At 45.5% G+C, this 19316-nt stretch carries 14 protein-coding genes; all 14 read left to right on the top strand.

The features are described from left to right. The first annotated feature begins 246 nt into the window (after positions 1-246). The 14 genes from ligD to HUE98_RS15535 all read left to right on the top strand — a co-directional run bounded on the left by ligD (position 247) and on the right by HUE98_RS15535 (position 19261). Complete coding sequence (ligD, locus tag HUE98_RS15600) at positions 247-1164, top strand: non-homologous end-joining DNA ligase (protein WP_241423588.1); 918 nt, start codon at positions 247-249, stop codon at positions 1162-1164. Positions 1165-1292: 128 nt separating this feature from the next. Then, positions 1293-2075, top strand: coding sequence for an MgtC/SapB family protein (locus tag HUE98_RS15595; RefSeq protein ID WP_241421519.1), 783 nt, complete (start codon positions 1293-1295; stop codon positions 2073-2075). A gap of 304 nt (positions 2076-2379) precedes the next feature. Beyond that, positions 2380-2844 carry a CtsR family transcriptional regulator gene (locus HUE98_RS17715; RefSeq protein WP_318036570.1) on the top strand — a complete coding sequence of 155 codons (465 nt, stop codon included), beginning with the start codon at positions 2380-2382 and terminating at the stop codon, positions 2842-2844. A gap of 167 nt (positions 2845-3011) precedes the next feature. Next, on the top strand, positions 3012-3548 hold the full coding sequence (locus tag HUE98_RS15585; RefSeq protein ID WP_241421518.1) for a UvrB/UvrC motif-containing protein: 537 nt from the start codon (positions 3012-3014) through the stop codon (positions 3546-3548). Continuing rightward, positions 3541-4608, top strand: a complete 1068-nt coding sequence (locus tag HUE98_RS15580) for a protein arginine kinase (protein WP_241421517.1) — start codon at positions 3541-3543, stop codon at positions 4606-4608. Before HUE98_RS15585 ends, HUE98_RS15580 begins: the two co-directional genes overlap by 8 nt. A 145-nt stretch (positions 4609-4753) precedes the next feature. Then, the gene (locus tag HUE98_RS15575) at positions 4754-7195 is read left to right on the top strand and encodes an ATP-dependent Clp protease ATP-binding subunit (RefSeq protein ID WP_241421516.1); all 2442 of its coding nucleotides are present in this window, start codon (positions 4754-4756) and stop codon (positions 7193-7195) included. 25 nt (positions 7196-7220) lie between these two features. Further along, a complete protein-coding gene (locus tag HUE98_RS15570) occupies positions 7221-7613 on the top strand; it encodes an anaerobic carbon-monoxide dehydrogenase catalytic subunit (protein WP_241421515.1) in 393 nt (130 codons plus the stop codon). Positions 7614-8212: 599 nt separating this feature from the next. Further along, positions 8213-10162 (top strand): anaerobic carbon-monoxide dehydrogenase catalytic subunit, encoded by a 1950-nt coding sequence (cooS, locus tag HUE98_RS15565; RefSeq protein WP_241421514.1) that lies wholly within the window; start codon positions 8213-8215, stop codon positions 10160-10162. Positions 10163-10657: 495 nt separating this feature from the next. Next, positions 10658-11428: an ATP-binding protein gene (locus HUE98_RS15560; protein WP_241421513.1), complete on the top strand. Its 771-nt coding sequence runs from the start codon at positions 10658-10660 to the stop codon at positions 11426-11428. A gap of 127 nt (positions 11429-11555) precedes the next feature. Beyond that, positions 11556-13508 carry an anaerobic carbon-monoxide dehydrogenase catalytic subunit gene (gene cooS, locus HUE98_RS15555; RefSeq protein WP_241421512.1) on the top strand — a complete coding sequence of 651 codons (1953 nt, stop codon included), beginning with the start codon at positions 11556-11558 and terminating at the stop codon, positions 13506-13508. 68 nt (positions 13509-13576) lie between these two features. Then, on the top strand, positions 13577-15766 hold the full coding sequence (acsB, locus tag HUE98_RS15550) for an acetyl-CoA decarbonylase/synthase complex subunit alpha/beta (protein WP_241423587.1): 2190 nt from the start codon (positions 13577-13579) through the stop codon (positions 15764-15766). Between the two features lie 301 nt (positions 15767-16067). After that, positions 16068-17396, top strand: a complete 1329-nt coding sequence (acsC, locus tag HUE98_RS15545; protein WP_241421511.1) for an acetyl-CoA decarbonylase/synthase complex subunit gamma — start codon at positions 16068-16070, stop codon at positions 17394-17396. Positions 17397-17433: 37 nt separating this feature from the next. After that, complete coding sequence (cdhD, locus tag HUE98_RS15540) at positions 17434-18435, top strand: CO dehydrogenase/acetyl-CoA synthase subunit delta (protein WP_407080328.1); 1002 nt, start codon at positions 17434-17436, stop codon at positions 18433-18435. A 34-nt stretch (positions 18436-18469) separates the two neighbouring features. After that, on the top strand, positions 18470-19261 hold the full coding sequence (locus HUE98_RS15535) for a methyltetrahydrofolate cobalamin methyltransferase (protein WP_241421509.1): 792 nt from the start codon (positions 18470-18472) through the stop codon (positions 19259-19261). Positions 19262-19316 lie beyond the last annotated feature (55 nt).

Below are 19316 nucleotides of genomic sequence, written 5' to 3'. Positions count from 1 at the left end.
GGAATCAGGTGGAGACTCTACTCCACCAGATTTTAAGCCCCACCTACGCTAACGCTTAGAGGCGGGGGTCCTATACCCTAAAAAAAAGAGATAAACCGGTTTGTTGTTATAGTTTGGTATGCTGTATCAAGGAGCGCAGCGAAGATTTTGAAAGCAGTGAAAGGAGTGATTTTAGTGTCGTAGTGTCAGGAGATTGTCAAGAGAACTGTCCCCCTGGCAATCCCTGGCACTTAACACTTGAAATGTATGGAAAGTTTTTTTGAAGTTAATGGCCAAGAGTTGAGGTTAACTAATTTAGATAAAGTACTCTGGCCCCGTGAGGGCTTTACCAAATCTCAACTGATTAAATATTATCTGGAGGCTGCTCCTTATTTATTGAAGTATTTAAGGAACAGGCCGGTGGTTTTTCAAAGATTTCCCGGAGGAATCCAGGAAAAAGGATTTTATCAAAAGAATTTTCCTTTGGAGGGTCCATCCTGGGTGAAAACTTTTTCCATTAATTCCCGAAGCAGCTCCAAGGTGACCCGTTATATTCTTGTGGAGGATGTGCAGACCCTGGCCTGGTTGGGCAATCAGGCTTGTATTGAAATTCACCCCTGGTTTTCCAGTCTGCAGAGTTTGGAGAATCCAGATTTCGCAGTGTTTGATTTGGATCCTATGGAGGAATCTACCTTTGAGCAGGTCTGCAGTGTTTCCCTGACTATCAGGGACCTTCTGGTGAAGGTGGGGCTCAAGTGTTACCCCAAGACCTCGGGCTCTACGGGATTACAGGTATATGTGCCTCTTAAGCCTCGTTATTCTTATGAGGAGGTAAGGAAATTTGTATCCTATTTTTGTTCTTTAGTTCATGATATTCACCCTCAGATTACTACCATGGAAAGGAAAGTGGATAAGAGACAGGGTAAGATTTACCTGGATTATCTTCAAAATGCCTGGGGCAAAACCATAAATGCACCTTATAGTATAAGACCCCATCCCGGGGCACCGGTTTCTACCCCTCTGTTATGGGAAGAAATCCAGCAGGGTAATATTACATCCTCTTCAGCTTTTCATTTGTTGAATATAAAGGAACGGCTGGAGGCTAAAGGTGACCTCTTTGAAGGTGTGCTGACAGGCAAGCAGAGTATAGATGGTATCCTGGAGAATCTAATGGTTTCAAAATAATTTCAGAAATTTCTATAGACGCACTACATGCTAATGACAGAAATTTCTGAAAACGAAGGTCCATTCAGTTGATTTTTAAGGAAAAAGCGCATATAATAGCTTATATAACGTATACAGGGAGACATAAAATGAACATTTCCCATTTAGAGTTGGTTATAAGGCTAATTTTATCCGTGCTATTGGGTGGTCTGGTGGGGTTTGAAAGGGAAAGGCATAACCGTCCAGCAGGATTTAGAACACATATTTTAGTTTGTGTAGGCTGTGCTCTGGTAATGCTGGTGTCTATGTATGCCTTTACTTCAGAATTAGGAGAAGTAGGCCGGGGAGCCGATCCATCCAGGATGGCCTCACACGCTGTCAGCGGTATTGGTTTTCTAGGGGCAGGAACTATAATGCGCTATGGAAATACTATTCGGGGGTTGACAACGGCAGCCAGCCTGTGGGTGGTGGCCATTATTGGCCTGGCGGTGGGCAGTGGTTTTTATGTAGGAGCATTGGTAACTACTTTTTTGCTTTTATCCAGTCTTTATGCACTGCGGGGAGTTGAGGTTTACCTGGCCCGACAGCAGCGTCTGAGAAAAATGGCGGTGATGGCAGTAGATAAACCAGGTTTGTTAGGAAAAATAGGGGATGCCTTCGGTGAAATGAACATTAATATTCATAACCTGGAAATGGGCCCGGCGGAGTATTTGGAGGCTTATAAAACCAATGTTATCTCACTGGACTTTTTGCTGAAAATACCTTATAAATTAAAAACCCATGAAATGCTTAAGAAAATAGTTCAGATTAATGAGGTATTGGAAATATCCTGGGACGGGGAAGAGGTAGATAAAAGGAATTATCCCTACAGCCGACCTGGCCCGGGGAAATTTATGGATACAGGCGGCGAAGGTGCCCATCTTGACCATTAAATATTTCTTCATTCTTAGCTTAGAAGGCTGCTTCCTCTAAGCTAAGCGGGGCGGGGACGATGTTTTAATAATAAAAATTGTTAAGTAAAACTTAATATTAAATATTTTAAATTAGGGTAAAAAAGGCACAATTCCGTGCCTTTTTTTAGCAAAGTAAAATAAAATCGTATTATATTAGATATAATAGTTCACAAATAGCAAATAATAAGAAATGCGGGGTTTTTTCTATTTGATAATCTTTGAAAATCATATATAATTAAGCTATAAAGGTCAGGGAAGGTCAAAGAATTGGTCAGGGGGTGGTATTATCCCTAGTTTAGTTGACGGTATTGAATATTATTTAAAACAGCTCCTGGCTCTTTCCTCAAAGGATCATATCCTGTTACAGCGTAGAGAGTTGGCTGCAAAATTTAACTGTGTTCCTTCTCAAATCAACTACGTCCTCTCTACCCGTTTTACCATGGAAAGAGGTTATTCTGTAGAAAGCCGCCGGGGCGGCGGTGGGTATATTCGTATAAATAAACTGGATGTAAGCAAGGTTTCAAATTATACCAAGGTGATCAGTCATCTGCAGGAAGAACCCTTGAACAAAGTTCAGGTGACTAATTTTATATCTCGCCTTTCCCAGGGGAAAGTAATTACCCGTCGGGAAGCTAAAATCATGGAAGTCGTTATGCTGGAGTTTGATGCTTTTGGTGAAGGATTGTTTGCAGAGGATATAAAGAAACAATTTTTGTTGAAAATGTTTGAGGCAGTTATGAAAGGGTAAAAAGATCCTCTAACTTTAAATATTTAGCCTGCTTTTTAATAGACTAATAAGGAGTCTTTAATTATTAATGATTTATACTCTTTTTTCGGCGTTCATCTTTTATTTAAAAAAGGATGGGGTTTTAAGCCGGGGGGGAGTTCAACTAAAATTTTAAGGAGTAATTAGTTATGCTCTGTCAAGAATGTCAAAAGAATAATGCCGTTGTCCATCTGACGAAAATAATAAATGATAAAAAGACAGAAATGCACCTTTGTCAGGAGTGTGCAAATAACAAGGGAGAGCTTGAGCTGACTCTTGAACCCAATTTTTCCTTGCACCATTTTTTTGCAGGGCTTCTTGATTTAGAGGGATTCGAAACAACGGTGGATATTCCCTCCAGCACCAAGATTCAGTGTGAGGGCTGTGGTTTAACATATGCTCAGTTTTCCCAGATTGGGCGGTTAGGCTGTGCCAAATGTTATGAGCATTTCGGAGAAAAACTAGGGGTGTTATTGAAGAGAATTCACGGCAGCATTCAGCATACCGGGAAAGTGCCTGAACGTTCAGGTTCTTTAATTAAGGTAAAAAAAGAAATTGAGAAACTTCGGGCTGCTTTACAGCAGAAGATAATGAATGAAGAATTCGAGGAAGCGGCTGTGATCCGAGATAAAATTCGAGAACTGGATAGAGAAGTAGTGGAAAGTGGTGAGAAACAAAATGACTAAACAACATTTTTTGGATATCCAGTCCAGTAAATGGATGGAGGGAACCGGTCCACATTCTGAGATTGTGTTGACCAGCAGGGTTCGTATGGCCAGAAACTTAAAGGAGCTTCCTTTTCCCTGTCTGGCGGAAGGCGAACAAAGGGGGAAAGTGTTAAAAGAGGTTAATAGAGTCTTAGATCATAAGAAAGAATTCTTTCAATTATACAGCCGTGTAGATCTGTCTAAGCTTACTCCATTGGAAAGACAGCTGTGTGTGGAAAAGCATATTATCAGCCCTCAAATGGTAAAGGATGCCAAAAATAGCTGTGTGCTGCTGAAAAATGATGAGTCCGTCAGCATTATGATAAATGAGGAAGACCATATTCGAATTCAATCTATTTTCCCGGGCCTCCAGCTGGAAAATGCCTGGAAACAGGGAGATGATATTGATAACGTTCTGGAGGAAGATCTTGATTTTGCTTTTAATGACCAACTGGGTTATCTTACCTCTTGTCCTACTAATGTGGGAACCGGCATGCGGGCATCTTTAATGATGCATCTGCCGGGCTTGGCCATAACTAAACAGATTAACCGGATACTTTCCGCCCTTTACCAGGTTGGAATGGTGGTAAGGGGCTTATATGGGGAAGGGACAGAAGTGGTGGGTAATATTCTCCAGTTATCCAACCAGATTACCCTGGGGCAGACTGAAAGGGAAATTATTCGAAACTTATATGGTGTGGCAAAACAGCTGCTGGAGCAGGAAGAGGGGGCCCGGCAGGGTCTTTTGAACGAATGTCGGGAAAAGCTGGCAGATCGGGCAGGCCGGGCGTATGGTATTCTCTCCAATGCCAGGATTATGAGTTCCTTGGAGGCCATGCAGCTTTTTTCAGATTTCCGACTGGGAGTTGACCTGGGGCTTTTAAAGCCTGTAGATCTTAAGGTGCTGAATCAGCTGTTGGTTATTATCAGCCCTGCATTTATTCAAAAAAACGAAGGTAAAGAGCTGAGCGATTATGATATAGATGTCAGCAGAGCTGGTATAATTAGGGAGAAATTGGCGGAGGCGGTGCAAGGTTGAGGAATGAGAGAACACACTAAAAAACTATTACATTGCTTCCATATATAGTTAGTCAAAGAAGGTCATGAATTTATATAAACTTATTCGGTGTAGATCAGGTAAAAGTTTATATCAAAATTTGAAAGGTGAGGTGATATCAATGTTCATGTTCGGAAGATTTACCGAAAGGGCTCAAAAAGTACTTTTTCTGGCTCAAGAAGAAGCCAAGAGATTAAATCATAATTTCGTGGGGACAGAACACCTCCTGCTGGGATTGGTGCGGGAGGGAGAGGGTATTGCTGCCAGAGCTCTGCAGAAATTAGGTGTGGATCTGGTGAAGGTACGCCAGGAAGTTGAAAGAATGATAGGCAAGGGGGATAAACCGATACTTCAGAGCATCAGCTATACTCCCAGGGCTAAAAAAGTAATTGAGTTGGCCATAGAAGAAGGAAGAAATCTGGGTCATAATTACGTAGGTACAGAACACCTGCTGTTAGGGTTAATTAGAGAAGGGGAAGGAATCGCCGCTAAGGTGCTGGCAAATCTGGGAGTGGATTTGAAAAGGGCCCGGGTTCAGGTTATGCACCTTCTGGGAGGAGATGCTCAAGGAATGACTGGAGGGTACGAAAAGGGAAGCAAGACTCCCACCGTTGATACCTTCGGTAAGGATTTAACCAAGATGGCTAGGGAAGGGAAATTGGACCCGGTGATTGGCCGTGACAAGGAAATTGAAAGAGTGATTCAGGTATTAAGCCGCCGCACTAAGAATAATCCCTGCCTTATTGGGGAACCTGGTGTGGGTAAAACTGCCATCGTGGAAGGATTGGCCCAAAGGATTACTACAGCCGATATTCCCGAGACTCTAAAGGAGAAGAGGGTGGTTACCCTGGAGCTTTCCGCAGTGGTGGCGGGAACTAAATATCGGGGTGAATTTGAGGAGAGGCTTAGAAAGCTTATTGATGAATTGAGGTCTGCAGGCAATATGATCGTATTCATCGACGAACTTCACACCATAATTGGAGCTGGCGCTGCAGAGGGAGCCATTGATGCTTCCAATATTTTGAAGCCTGCCCTGGCCAGGGGGGAACTGCAGTGTGTGGGAGCTACTACCCTGGATGAATACCGGAAATATATTGAGAAGGATCCCGCCCTGGAGCGGAGGTTTCAACCTATTACTGTAGAGGAGCCCACCAAGGAGGAGGCTCTAGCCATTCTAAAGGGTTTACGGGATCGTTATGAAGCTCATCACCGGGTAGAGATGAGCGATGCTGCCCTGGAGGCTGCAGTTAAACTGGGAGATCGTTATATCACTGATCGTTTTTTGCCGGATAAAGCAATTGACCTGATTGATGAGGCCGGTTCCCGGGTGCGGCTTCAGACCTTTATGCCGCCTCCGGATCTGAAAGAGATGGAAGAAAAACTGGAAACTCTGCGCAATGAAAAAGAGGGTGCAATTAAGGGCCAGGAGTTTGAGCTGGCTGCTAAGCTCAGGGATAGAGAGCAGAGAATGAGGGAAGAAGTTGAGGATTTGAAGATAGAATGGGAGCAAAAAAAAGTGACCGACAAGTCCGTGGTTACTGAGGAGGATATTGCTCAAATCGTATCCAGCTGGACGGGTATTCCTGTGAAAAAGCTGGCAGAGGAAGAGAGTGAAAGATTGCTGAAGCTGGAAGAGGTGCTGCACCAGAGAGTTATTGGGCAGGATGAAGCGGTGGTGGCTGTGTCCCGGGCAGTCAGAAGAGCCAGGGCAGGGCTGAAGGACCCTAGAAGGCCTATTGGATCATTTATTTTCCTGGGACCCACCGGTGTAGGCAAGACAGAACTGGCCAGGGCTTTGGCGGAGTCTCTTTTCGGAGACGAGGATTCTATCATCCGGCTGGATATGTCGGAATATATGGAGAGGCATACCACTGCACGGCTTATTGGAGCGCCTCCGGGTTATGTGGGATTTGACGAAGGAGGGCAGCTGACGGAAAGAGTTAGGAGAAAACCTTATTCTGTAATCTTGTTAGATGAAATAGAAAAAGCTCATCCCGAGGTATTTAATGTCCTGCTGCAGGTTCTAGAGGATGGACGTCTTACGGACGGTAAGGGCAGAACTGTAGATTTTAGAAATACCGTAGTAATAATGACCTCCAATGTGGGAGCAAACCATATTAAAAAACAGGGTACCATGGGATTCAGGCCAGCAGGGGAACAAGCCGCTTATGAGAGCATGAAGGAACAGATCCTCGGGGAATTGAAAAGGACCTTCCGTCCGGAGTTTTTAAACCGTATTGATGAAGTGATTGTATTTCATTCCTTAGCCAGGGAACATCTGAAGGAGATTGTGGTCTTGATGCTGCAGGAGTTGGTGGAGCGTCTCAGGGATTACGATATTGAGCTCCAGACTACGGAATCGGCCAGGGAATTATTAGCTCAGGAAGGTTTTGACCCGGTGTATGGAGCCAGGCCATTGAGAAGGGCCATTCAAAAACATGTGGAGGATAAACTGTCAGAAGAAATGTTGAAGGGTACATTCCATGATAAAGGCGTAGTTATTGTGGACGCCGGGGATGGAGAATTGGTGTTTACCACCGGGGAGAAACCGGAGAAGGTGAAGCAGTAACATTACATTAGGAGGGATTAAAAAAATGGCCCAAGAGGGAAACAAAGACAGTGAAAGTGCTGAAAGGTTATTCCTACGGTCCATTGGCAGAGCTATTGTTACTCTCAGCTATGCCGAAATACTTTTGAGCAAGGCACTGAAGGATTATGGGCTGCAGCAGATAATAAGCTATCCCGATACAGCTTATTATCTTCCTGCCATCCGGACTACTGAGGGGGACGGCATAAGCTGCCTGGGGCAGCTGCCCGTAATTTTAAATGAGATGAGGGCCCGGGTGAAGGAAGGAGAAATTTCCTTTGCCATGTCCCGGCAGGCAGATGAGTCCACAGCCTATGCTCTGGAAATTATTGAAACTATCAAATTTTTAAAGAGTGAGGAACGTGGGGATGCCTGGACAGGCTTTTTAGACGAACTGTAATTTTAGTGGAAATTTTAGGTAGCATGGGTTTATATTGATGGGCCAGTGTTATTTTGGAGTTGATAAATTTATTTGAAAGTTATGGGACGGTTTGAGAGTCAATCATAGTAGTAAAGGTATCATGGGAGACAGGAGAACCGTCCTTATGTTTTGTCTGAAGAAGAAGTTAATTAAAATAATTGCTGCTGAATAATTGTGGTAATTGATCCAGGTGGGAGGCAATTAGTTTGACTTAAGGAGGTGAGGGGCGGCACTAGATTTTTTGTTTTTGAGGGCATAAGGATAAGTCTTGAAGTGGCTTTGTCAAAGAGTCTACCAGGTGAAAGATGGTTTAATCAAATATTGTTATGATTGGTGCAATGTACCAAAATGTGTTTAAGCGAACTGGTTTCAGCAAGCTTAAAAAATCGGGGAATCTGGTGGAGACTCTACTCCACCAGATTTTAAGCCCCACAAACGCTAACGTTTAGAGGTGGGGGTCTTATTCCCTAAAAAAAAAGATAAACTTAAATATACTTAAATGTACATAATTTATACGTTTGACTTATGAATTAAGCGAATAGGTTAAATTGAAGGGAAAATAAGGAGGAATGAGCTAAGTGAGTAAAAAAGCAAAAGACTTTAAAAACACTTCAGATCCAGCGGCTCTGGAAATCCTGGAGCAGATTGAGGACAAGGGTTACGATACGGCGTTTCAGCGGTATCTGGATCAGCAGCCTCAGTGTAACTATGGAAGTACCGGTGTTTGTTGTAGAATCTGTTTGAACGGCCCCTGCCGGATTACCAAGAAGGCTCCTAAGGGTGTTTGTGGTGCCACCGCCTACACCATTGTAGCCCGTGGTATTGCCCGGGCAGTAGCCGGCGGTTGTTCCGCCCACTCCGACCACGGCCGTCATGTAGCGGAGACACTGTTAGAAGTAGCGGAAGGACATGCTAAAGACTATAAGATTACGGATCCCGATAAGTTAAAGAGGGTTGCCGACAGAGTAGGTATCAGCTACGAAGGCAAAGACGATAACACTCTGGCTGCGGAAGTAGCCAAGCTGGCCCTGGAAGATTTCGGAACCTACAAAGGCGTGCCTCCCGTATGGTTGAGCACCACCATCACCGAAGGCCGCATGAAGAAGTTCAACGAATGTAATATCCTTCCCGCCAACGTAAACGGTTCTGTGGTTGAGATTCTCCACCAGACTCACATTGGTGTGGATGCCGACCCCGTAAACATTATCTTCGGGGCACTTAAGACAGCGCTTTGCGACTATACCGGCATGCATATTGCTACCGACTTGACCGACGTGCTCTTTGGAACACCTAAGCCTGTTAAGTCAGAGGCCAACATGGGAGTTATTGATCCCGAGATGGTTAACCTGGTAGTTCACGGCCACAACCCGCTCTTGAGTGAGATGGTAGTAAAAGCTGCCAAAGAAATGAAGGCAGACGCAGAAGCTGCAGGAGCCAAAGGTGTTAAGTGCATGGGTATCTGCTGCACCGGTAACGAAGTATTAATGCGGCAGGGTGTTCCCATTGTGACCAGCTATGCCTCTCAGGAACTGATTATGATGACCGGAGCAATTGACGCCTATGTGGTGGACGTACAGTGCATCATGCCGGGTCTCCGGGCGGTATCCGAGTGTTTCCATACCCGGATTATCACCACATCTTCAATCTCTAAGATTCCCGGATCCTATCATATCGCCTATAACGAAAAGTATGCCATGGAAAACGCAAAAGACGTAGTTCGCACCGCTATCGCTGCTTATAAAGAGCGTAAGCCCGGCGTAGTTAATATTCCTAAGGTTGTTAAAGATGTTATTGCCGGATTCAGCTTCGAAGCCATGATGGATGTTTTTGCTTCCGTCAATAAAGAGAACCCCATCCGGGTGCTGAATGATGCCATTATGGAAGGCCAGGTTAAAGGTGTAGCTTTGATGGCCGGCTGTAATAACCTGAAGGCTAAGCAGGACGATGGCCACAACACCATAGCCAAAGAACTGGCTAAGAACAACGTTTTTGTAGTAGCCACCGGCTGTGCCGCCCAATCTTATGCTAAAGAAGGCCTGCTGAGTTCAGCAGCTATCGATGAGTATGCTGGAGACGGCCTGAAGGCTTTCTTGAAGAAGCTTTCCGACGCCAGCGGCGTAGAGCTTCCCTTAGTATTCCACATGGGTTCCTGCGTGGACAACACCCGTTGTTATGACCTGGCAACCGCCATGGCCAATGACATGGGCGTAGACGTACCTCGGATTCCTTATGTAGGAAGCGCACCGGAAGCCATGAGTGAAAAAGCGGTTTCCATCGGTTCCTGGGTAGTTGCCTTAGGCCTGCCCTGTCACGTAGGAGTATGGCCTCCCATCGAAGGAAGCCCACTGGTAAATGATGTGGCTCAGCTGATTGCCCATGATGTATACGGCGGATTCTTCTACTTCGAAACCGACCCCAACATTGCGGCGGAAAAACTGATCTATCACCTGGATTATCGTGCCTGGAAACTGAAAGTACAAAAGGCTACTGCTGAGAAACTGGGCACCGACCTGATTCATCTTTGGTAATGAAGTAAGTATTGTCAGGTGAACCGATAACCAACATAGATGCTCTGTAAAAGGTGTTCCCCCAATTAGAAAGAGTGGGGAGAACACCTTTTTTGTAATTGTTTTTATTTTGTGACTTATTAAAAAATTTAAATTATTTTTTGGCAGGAAAAAATCCTTCGAGAAGGAAATAAAAATATATATCAGTTAATGTCTTAATTAATTTCAATTTAAGCGCTGCTGCATTAAAAGTAAGTTTTAGAAGGTTAATTTTTAGAAGGAAAAGTTTTGCAAACATTTGAAAAAAATTTTTTAGAAATGTGTTGTATTTTTTGTTCATATTTCTAGATGTTCTGAGGATAAAAGGGGTTTGCAATGATTTGAAAAGTGAATAAAAGAACTTAAAGTAAAAAAAGGATTTCAATTAAATCCGTCGAATATATATCAAGGGTACATGTAATAGGCTCTAGTATTAATCAAAACTATATATACTTTATTATAGGAGGTTTTGCAGAAGTGAAGATAGCCGTATCCGGAAAAGGCGGTGTAGGCAAAACAACTGTAGCAGCAAACCTGGTTAAAGCTTTTTTAAATGATGGTTATAATGTATACGCCGTAGACGCTGATCCTGATATAAGCCTGGGGCAAACTCTTGGTTTCCCCTCGGAGGAATTGGCTAATTTGACTCCCTTAGTTGAACTAAATGAAGTTATTGACAAAAAAACGACGGGTGGAGGGGGCCTTTTCTTTGACCTGAACCCTGATGTTGACGATGTAATTGAAAATTACAGTATTGCTAAGGATAAGGTGAGACTGCTGAGGATGGGCGGCATAAAACAGGGAGGTTCAGCCTGCTACTGCAAGGAGAATACCTTCCTTAATGCTGTACTGAATTCTCTTCTCTTTGATAAGAACGACGTGGTCATCCTGGATATGAGTGCAGGCATTGAACATCTTACCCGGGGGACATCTGATGGTGTGGATACAATGATTATTGTTACTGAGCCCACCAAGGTCAGCGTGCAGACTGCTAAGGTAGTTCAAAAGCTGGCCCAAGACCTGGGAATCAGGAAGATAAAAGTTTTGGGTAATAAAATTAGACATAGCAAGGAAGAGGAATTCATTCGTGCCCAATTTACAGAAGATGAACTAATAGGAGTCCTTAAATTCGATGAGGGCGTGTGGGAAACCGCCATGGCTGAAGAGAAGGGTGTTCTGGCGGAAGAAGAGTTATTACCCAACCTGGAGGGAGTTTATAAAAAAATTCTGGAGGAGGTGAAGATTTAGTAAGTCGGAGCACTATTTTTTTAGGAAACAATGCATGCGTTTTTATAGGACACATTGCATGCGCTTGAAGGATTTTAGTTAAGCGTATGCTGTGATTAAAAAGATTCAAGGAGGTTAGGAAAAACATATGTCTGCTAAAAAAGCAAAAGACTTTAAAAACACTTCAGATCCAGCGGCTCTGGAAATCCTGGAGCAGATTGAGGACAAGGGTTACGATACGGCGTTTCAGCGGTATCTGGATCAGCAGCCTCAGTGTAACTATGGAAGTACCGGTGTCTGTTGTAGAATCTGTTTGAACGGACCCTGCCGGATTACCAAGAAGGCTCCTAAGGGTGTTTGTGGTGCCACCGCCTACACCATTGTAGCCCGTGGTATTGCCCGGGCAGTAGCCGGCGGTTGTTCCGCCCACTCCGACCACGGCCGTCATGTAGCGGAGACACTGTTAGAAGTAGCGGAAGGACATGCTAAAGACTATAAGATTACGGATTCCGATAAGTTAAAGAGGGTTGCCGACAGAGTAGGTATCAGCTACGAAGGCAAAGACGATAACACTCTGGCTGCAGAAGTAGCCAAGCTGGCCCTGGAAGATTTCGGAACCTACAAAGGCGTGCCTCCCGTATGGTTGAGCACCACCATCACCGAAGGCCGCATGAAGAAGTTCAATGAATGTAATATCCTTCCTGCCAATATCAACGGTTCTGTAGTGGAAATCCTTCACCAGACCCATATTGGTGTGGACGCCGACCCCGTAAACATTATCTTCGGGGCACTTAAGACAGCGCTTTGCGATTACACCGGCATGCATATTGCTACCGATTTGACCGACGTGCTCTTCGGAACACCTAAGCCTGTTAAGTCAGAGGCCAACATGGGAGTTATTGATCCCGAGATGGTTAACCTGGTAGTTCACGGCCACAACCCGCTTTTGAGTGAAATGGTAGTAAAGGCTGCCAAGGAAATGAAGGCAGACGCAGAAGCTGCAGGAGCCAAAGGTGTTAAGTGCATGGGTATCTGCTGCACCGGTAACGAAGTATTAATGCGGCAGGGTGTTCCCATTGTGACCAGCTATGCCTCTCAGGAATTGATTATGATGACCGGAGCAATTGACGCCTATGTGGTGGACGTACAGTGCATCATGCCGGGTCTTCGGGCGGTATCCGAGTGTTTCCATACCCGGATTATCACCACCTCTTCAATCTCAAAGATTCCCGGATCCTATCATATCGCCTATAACGAAAAGTATGCCATGGAAAACGCAAAAGACGTAGTTCGCACCGCTATCGCTGCTTATAAAGAGCGTAAGCCCGGCGTAGTTAATATTCCTAAGGTTGTTAAAGATGTTATTGCCGGATTCAGCTTCGAAGCCATGATGGATATTTTTGCTTCTGTCAATAAAGAGAACCCCATCCGGGTGCTGAATGATGCCATTATGGAAGGCCAGGTAAAAGGTGTGGCTTTGATGGCCGGCTGTAATAACCTGAAGGCTAAGCAGGACGATGGCCACAACACCATAGCCAAAGAACTGGCTAAGAACAATGTATTTGTCGTAGCCACCGGCTGTGCCGCCCAATCTTATGCTAAAGAAGGCCTGCTGAGTTCAGCAGCCATCGATGAGTATGCTGGAGACGGCCTGAAGGCCTTCTTGAAGAAGCTTTCCGACGCCAGCGGCGTAGAGCTTCCCTTAGTATTCCACATGGGTTCCTGCGTGGACAACAGCCGTTGTTATGACCTGGCAACCGCCATGGCCAATGACATGGGCGTAGACGTACCTCGGATTCCTTATGTAGGAAGCGCACCGGAAGCCATGAGTGAAAAAGCGGTTTCCATCGGTTCCTGGGTAGTTGCCTTAGGCCTGCCCTGTCACGTAGGTGTATGGCCTCCCATCGAAGGAAGCCCATTGGTAAATGATGTGGCTCAGCTGATTGCCCATGATGTATACGGCGGATTCTTCTACTTCGAAACCGACCCCAACATTGCGGCGGAAAAACTGCTGTACCACCTGGATTATCGTGCCTGGAAACTGAAAGTACAAAAGGCCACTGCTGAGAAACTCGGCACCGACCTGATTCATCTTTGGTAGTCCATTTTATACAGTAATGCAATGGTATGAACATGTAAATAAAAGGAGGAATGAAAGTGTCTGAAGAGCTGAATTTTGAACAGATTTATAATGAAGCAGAAGAGGCGATTAAGGATAATCCCCCGACGCGCCTGTTCCAGCGGGCTATCAATGGAGCAATTATTGCCTGCAGTTACGCTGAAATTCTATTAAGTAAAGCCTTGGCCGAGTTTGGTCCGGATGCAAAAGTAGGTTATCCTGATACCGCTTATTTTCTACCGGTAATACGGTCCCTCAGTGGTGAGGAAATTACTGAACTGGGACAATTACCCCCTATCCTGAACCGGATGCGTGCCCAAGTTAATGAAAGTGACGTAAGCTTTAACATGGCCCGGTTGGCTGGTGAAACTACCGCCTATGCCGCGGAAATTATTGAAACGGTAAACTATCTGAGATATGGTCACAGGCATGTTGATCCATATACAGGTTTTATTGAAGACCCCATTATGAGGAAATATGGTATTTTGATGGTGGACTGGACCATCCCCGGTGAAGCAGTTATCGTGGGTAAGGCCAGGACCTCGGAAGATGCCGGCAACTTAGCCAGGGAACTGATGGGCAAAGGTATGATGAACTTCTTCTGTAACGAAGTATGTGAGCAGGTGCTTGAAGCTAAGGTTAAAGTTGGTAAGGATTTCTTCCAGTTCCCACTGGGCAACTTTACCCAGGTTATCCACGTGGTTAACTATGCTCTCCGTGCCGGTATTGCTTTTGCGGGTATTGACCCCGGCTTAAGGGAACAGCACAGAGAATACCAGCGTAAACGTATCATGGCTTTTGTCCTTCACCTGGGAGAAATTGATGATGTGCAAGTAGCTGCACACTTTGCTGCTATATTCCTGGGCTTCCCGGTTATTTGCGACACTGAGCTGCCCGAAGATCATCAAATTCCAGGCTGGTATGAGTCCCATCCCGATTACGATACCCTGGTTTCCTATGCTATGGAACTTCGGGGCATCAAGATTAAGATTCTAGATATTCCTGTTCCCATCGCTATCGGCCCATCCTTCGAAGGTGAAACCATTCGTAGAGCCGACATGCATGCTGAACTGGGCGGACCCAAAGCCTCCGGTTTTGAAATTGTTCGTTCCGTGGGAGCCGATGATATTGAAGATGGCAAAATTACCGTGGAAGGCCCTGACCTGGATGCCATTGAAGTGGGTGGACGGCTGCCCATCGGAATATGGGTCAAGGTTTACGGCAAAAAGATGCAGGACGATTTCGAAGGGGTTCTGGAGCGCCGTCTCCACGACTTTATTAACTTCGGTGAAGGCCTGTTCCATATGGGTCAGAGGGATATCAACTGGATCCGTGTAAGTAATGAAGCTTTTGAGAAGGGCTTCCGCGTAAGCCATTTCGGTGAAATCATTCTGGCTAAAATGAAGAATGAATTCCCCGCTATTGTGGACCGGGTAGAAATTGGCCTTTATACCGACCAGGCAAAAGTTGATGAACTTTTAGCCCAGGCTAAAGAAGTTTATGCAACCAGGGATCAGCGGTTGGCCGAGCTCAGCGATGAGTCTGTGGATACCTTCTACTCCTGTATACTTTGTCAGTCCTTTGCCCCGGCTCAGGTCTGTGTAGTTTCTCCTGACCGAACCGGCCTATGTGGTGCGGTTAGCTGGTTGGATGGACGGGCTGCTTATGAAATTGATGCCAACGGCCCCTGCCGTCCCATCGATGTCAGTGCGGCTCCCATTGATGCCGAGAAGGGCCAATGGCAGGCTGTAAATGAATATGTCTATGAAAATTCCCAGCGGAAGACTGAAACTCTGAACCTTTACTCCATCATGGAATATCCCATGACTTCCTGCGGATGTTTCGAAGCTATTGCCGCAATCGTTCCCGAGGCCAACGGTGTTATGGTCACTACCCGGGATCACGGTGGAGACACCCCCTGTGGAATGAACTTTTCCACTCTGGCCGGTTCTGTGGGCGGCGGTATGCAGACCCCCGGATTCATGGGCCACTCCAAAGGGTATCTTCTCAGCGATAAGTTCGTCAAGGCTGAAGGCGGCCTGGCCAGACTGGTCTGGATTCCTAAATCCTTGAAGGAACAGCTGGGTGAAGACCTGGTGAAAGTTGCTGTAAAGCAGGGTCTGGGAGAAGACTTTGTGGATAAGATTGCCGACGAGACCGTGGGCACCACCGCAGAGGAAATTCTGGGCTTCTTAGAGGAAAAAGGACATCCCGCTTTAACTATGGATTCCATGTTTTAAAATAGTTTAATTTAAAAAATGTTCCCTGCCTCCTTTATTAAAGGGGGCAGGGATACAATAAATAGGGTTGGGGCCTCATAGTTTAATTTTTTTATGAAAATTATGGTCGACCCCTTACATTTAAAACATCGATGAAATTCATCGGTGAAAGTAAAAAGTCCCACTTTGAGGAAAAGCCTTAAGGCTTGTCAACTGCTGTGGGATGGAATAAAGCCTCCTTAAAGAGGCAGTCCAAAAATGTATTGAAATGGTAATAGTATAAAAATACTAACTAACTACCATTAAGAAAGGAGTCAGAATTATGGGTTTAACAGGTCTACAAATTTTTAAACTTCTACCCAAGACCAACTGCAAAGAATGTGGTGTTGCCACATGTATGGCTTTTGCTATGGCTCTTGCAAACTCAAAAGCTTCCTTAGATCAGTGTCCTTACGTGTCTGATGAAGCAAAAGAGCAGTTAGATGCTGCTGCTGCACCTCCAATCAAGAAGGTTACACTGGGTGCCGGCGACTTTGTAAGGACTATGGGGGATGAGACAGAACTCTTCCGTCATGACAAGAAGTTCTTCAATGAAACCGTTATCGCAATTATGGTAGATGATACTGAGGATGTCGCCGCCAAGGCTGAGTCCTTCGACAAAAAGGTATATGAAAGAGTTGGACTTACCTTCTATACCGATGCTCTTGCTATTATTAATGCTTCCGGAGATGCCGGAAAATTTAAGGCTGCTGTAGAGGCTGCCATGGGCAAGACCAATCGTGTACTGGTATTATGTTCTGAGGATGCCGATGCCATGGCTGCTGCTGTTGAAGCCGCCGCTGACCGTAAGCCTCTGATTTGTTCAGCTACTGCTGCAAACTTTGATAAGATGGTTGAACTGGCCGTCTCCAAGGGTTGCCCTCTGTCAGTTAAGGGAGCTAACTTAGAGGAAGCCGTTGAACTGGCAACCAAAGCTGCTGCTGCCGGTGCTAAAGAAGTGGTAATCGACAGTGGTTCCCGTCAGGTATCCCAAACAGTGGCTGATCTTACTCAGCTTCGCCGTCAGGCACTGAAGAGGACCAAAGGATTTGGATTCCCCGCTATGGCTGTAGTAACTGCAGAAGATCCCATGGATCAAGTAGTTGAGGCAGTTTCCTATATGTCCAACTATGCCGGACTGATTGCGCTGAAGGCTGATGATGATGCCCTTCTGCTGCCCCTGATGGCATGGAGACAGAACCTGTACACAGATCCTCAAAAGCCCATCGCTGTTGAGCCTGGCCTAAAGGAAATAGGTGATGTAACTCCGGATTCCCCGGTTTATACCACCACCAACTTCTCACTGACCTACTATATTGTGGAGGGTGAAGTGGAAGCCAGCAAGGTTCCTTCTTACATTCTTTCTGTAGATACCGATGGTATTTCGGTTCTTACCGGATTTGCCGCCGGCAAATTTACCGGCGATACCATTGCTGCGGCCATTAAGGAAACCGGTTTAGAAGAGAAGGTTAATCATAAGAATATTGTAATTCCCGGTGGAGTAGCTGTAATCAGCGGTAAGTTGGAAGATGCTTCCGGCTGGAAAGCAATGGTTGGTCCAAGGGAAGCTTCCGGTATACCCAAGTTTGTCCGGGAGAACTTTGCAAAATAAATAATAAACGATGAATATAGTGCCTTAAGGCTTTGATATTAAGATTTTAGAAAGGAGAGTTATAATGGCTTTTACACCGTTAAAAGAGAAATACAGAAATAAAGTAGCACAGATTACCCTGGGAGCCACCGCTGACCAGGGCGGCACCAGGACTTCTACCGTAACCATTGGCGGGGAAGAAGCGCTTCCTTTCCTTCATTTTGAAGGAACCATTGCCAACAAGCCGGTAGTTGCTTTAGAAGTATGGGATATTGCTCCCACGGAGTGGAATAGTTGTTTTGACCAGTATTATGGAGATGTTTACAACGATACCGCTGCATGGGCTAAGAAGTGTGTGGAGGAGTACGGCGCAGAAGTGATCTGCTTGAGGTTCAAGGGTGCTGACCCCGATCTTGGAGATAAATCTCCTGAGGATTGTGTAGCTACCTTGAAAGCCGTTCTGGGTGCAGTTGGGGTTCCCCTGATTGTCCTGGGCTGTGGTAAATATGAGAAAGACAATGCTCTTTTCCCAGCCATAGCAGAAGCCGGCGAAGGCGAAAACCTGCTTTTGGGTGTAGGCGAACAGGAAAATTACAAGACCCTGACCGCCGCTGCACTGGGTTATAAACATGCTATCATCGCCCAGTCTCCCATCGATATCAACATTGCCAAGCAGCTGAATATTCTGATTGGTGAGATGAACTTTGACACCTCCAGAATTGTAATGGATCCCACCATTGCTTCCCTGGGTTACGGAATTGAATACGGATATTCCATCATGCAGCGGGCCCGATTTGGCGCGCTGACCGGGGACAAGGCTATGGCCAACCCCATGATTGGAAACGTAGGTTTTGAGGCCTGGAGAGCCAAGGAAGCCAATGCTAGTCAAGAAGATTTTCCTGGTTGGGGCGATCAGGAGACCAGAGGTATCATGTGGGAAGCAACTACTGCTACCGCTTTGATTTCAGCCGGCCTGGGTATTGCTGTATTACGTCATCCCAAGACAGTGGCACTGGTCAAGAAGAGTATTGATGCTTTGATGGTTCCATCCGCCTATTAATATGAAAAAGCATTTTTAAAAAGGAGGTATGTGAATGTTAATTATTGGCGAGCGTATTAATGGTATGTTTAAAGATATAGCCAATGCGATTAGAACCGGAGATCCCACTGCAGTGCAGATGTGGGCAAAGAAACAGGAAAAGAATGGTGCCGGTTGGTTGGACATTAACACCGGACCCGCTTCCGACGACCCGGTAAAACACATGAAATGGTTGGTTGAAGTGACTCAGGAAGTTAGTGACGTTCCCCTGGCATTGGATTCCACCAACTATGATGCTATTGAAGCCGGCCTGGAAATCTGCAAGATTCCACCTCTGATTAATTCCGTTCCTGCGGAGTGGCCGAAGATGGAAAGAGTTTTTGAAATGGCTCAAAAGTACAATGCTGGTGTTATAGGACTGGCCATGAATGAAAAGGGTATTCCTAAGGATGCGGAAAGCAGAGTAGCCCTGGCTATGGAACTGTGTGCCTGTGCTGACGGTTATGGCATTTCTATGGAAGATCTTTACATTGACCCTCTGCTGCTGCCTGTAAATGTAGGGCAGGATCATGGGCCTGAGGTTTTAGAAACTCTTCGTCAGATTAAAACTCTTTCAGATCCTGCTCCCAAGACTACTATTGGACTGAGCAATATTTCTCAGGGAACTAAGAAGAGAGAACTAATCAACAGGATTTGTGCTGTTATGCTTATTGCAGCCGGCTTGGACACTGCTGTGGGCGATGCCTGTGACGATGAGCTGATGGAAGCTATTGCTACCGCTCGTTTGATTATGAACCTGGATATTTACTGCGATTCCTTCGTGCAGGTGTACAAGAACAGGTGGTAAATTAAAAACAACATAATAAAAATAACTCTGCAGGGCTTTCAAGCCCTGCAGAGTT

It is taken from the genome of Candidatus Contubernalis alkalaceticus, assembly GCF_022558445.1.
GTDB classification, from domain to species: domain Bacteria; phylum Bacillota; class Dethiobacteria; order SKNC01; family SKNC01; genus Contubernalis; species Contubernalis alkaliaceticus.
This window is presented reverse-complemented; position numbering and strand designations above follow the sequence as displayed.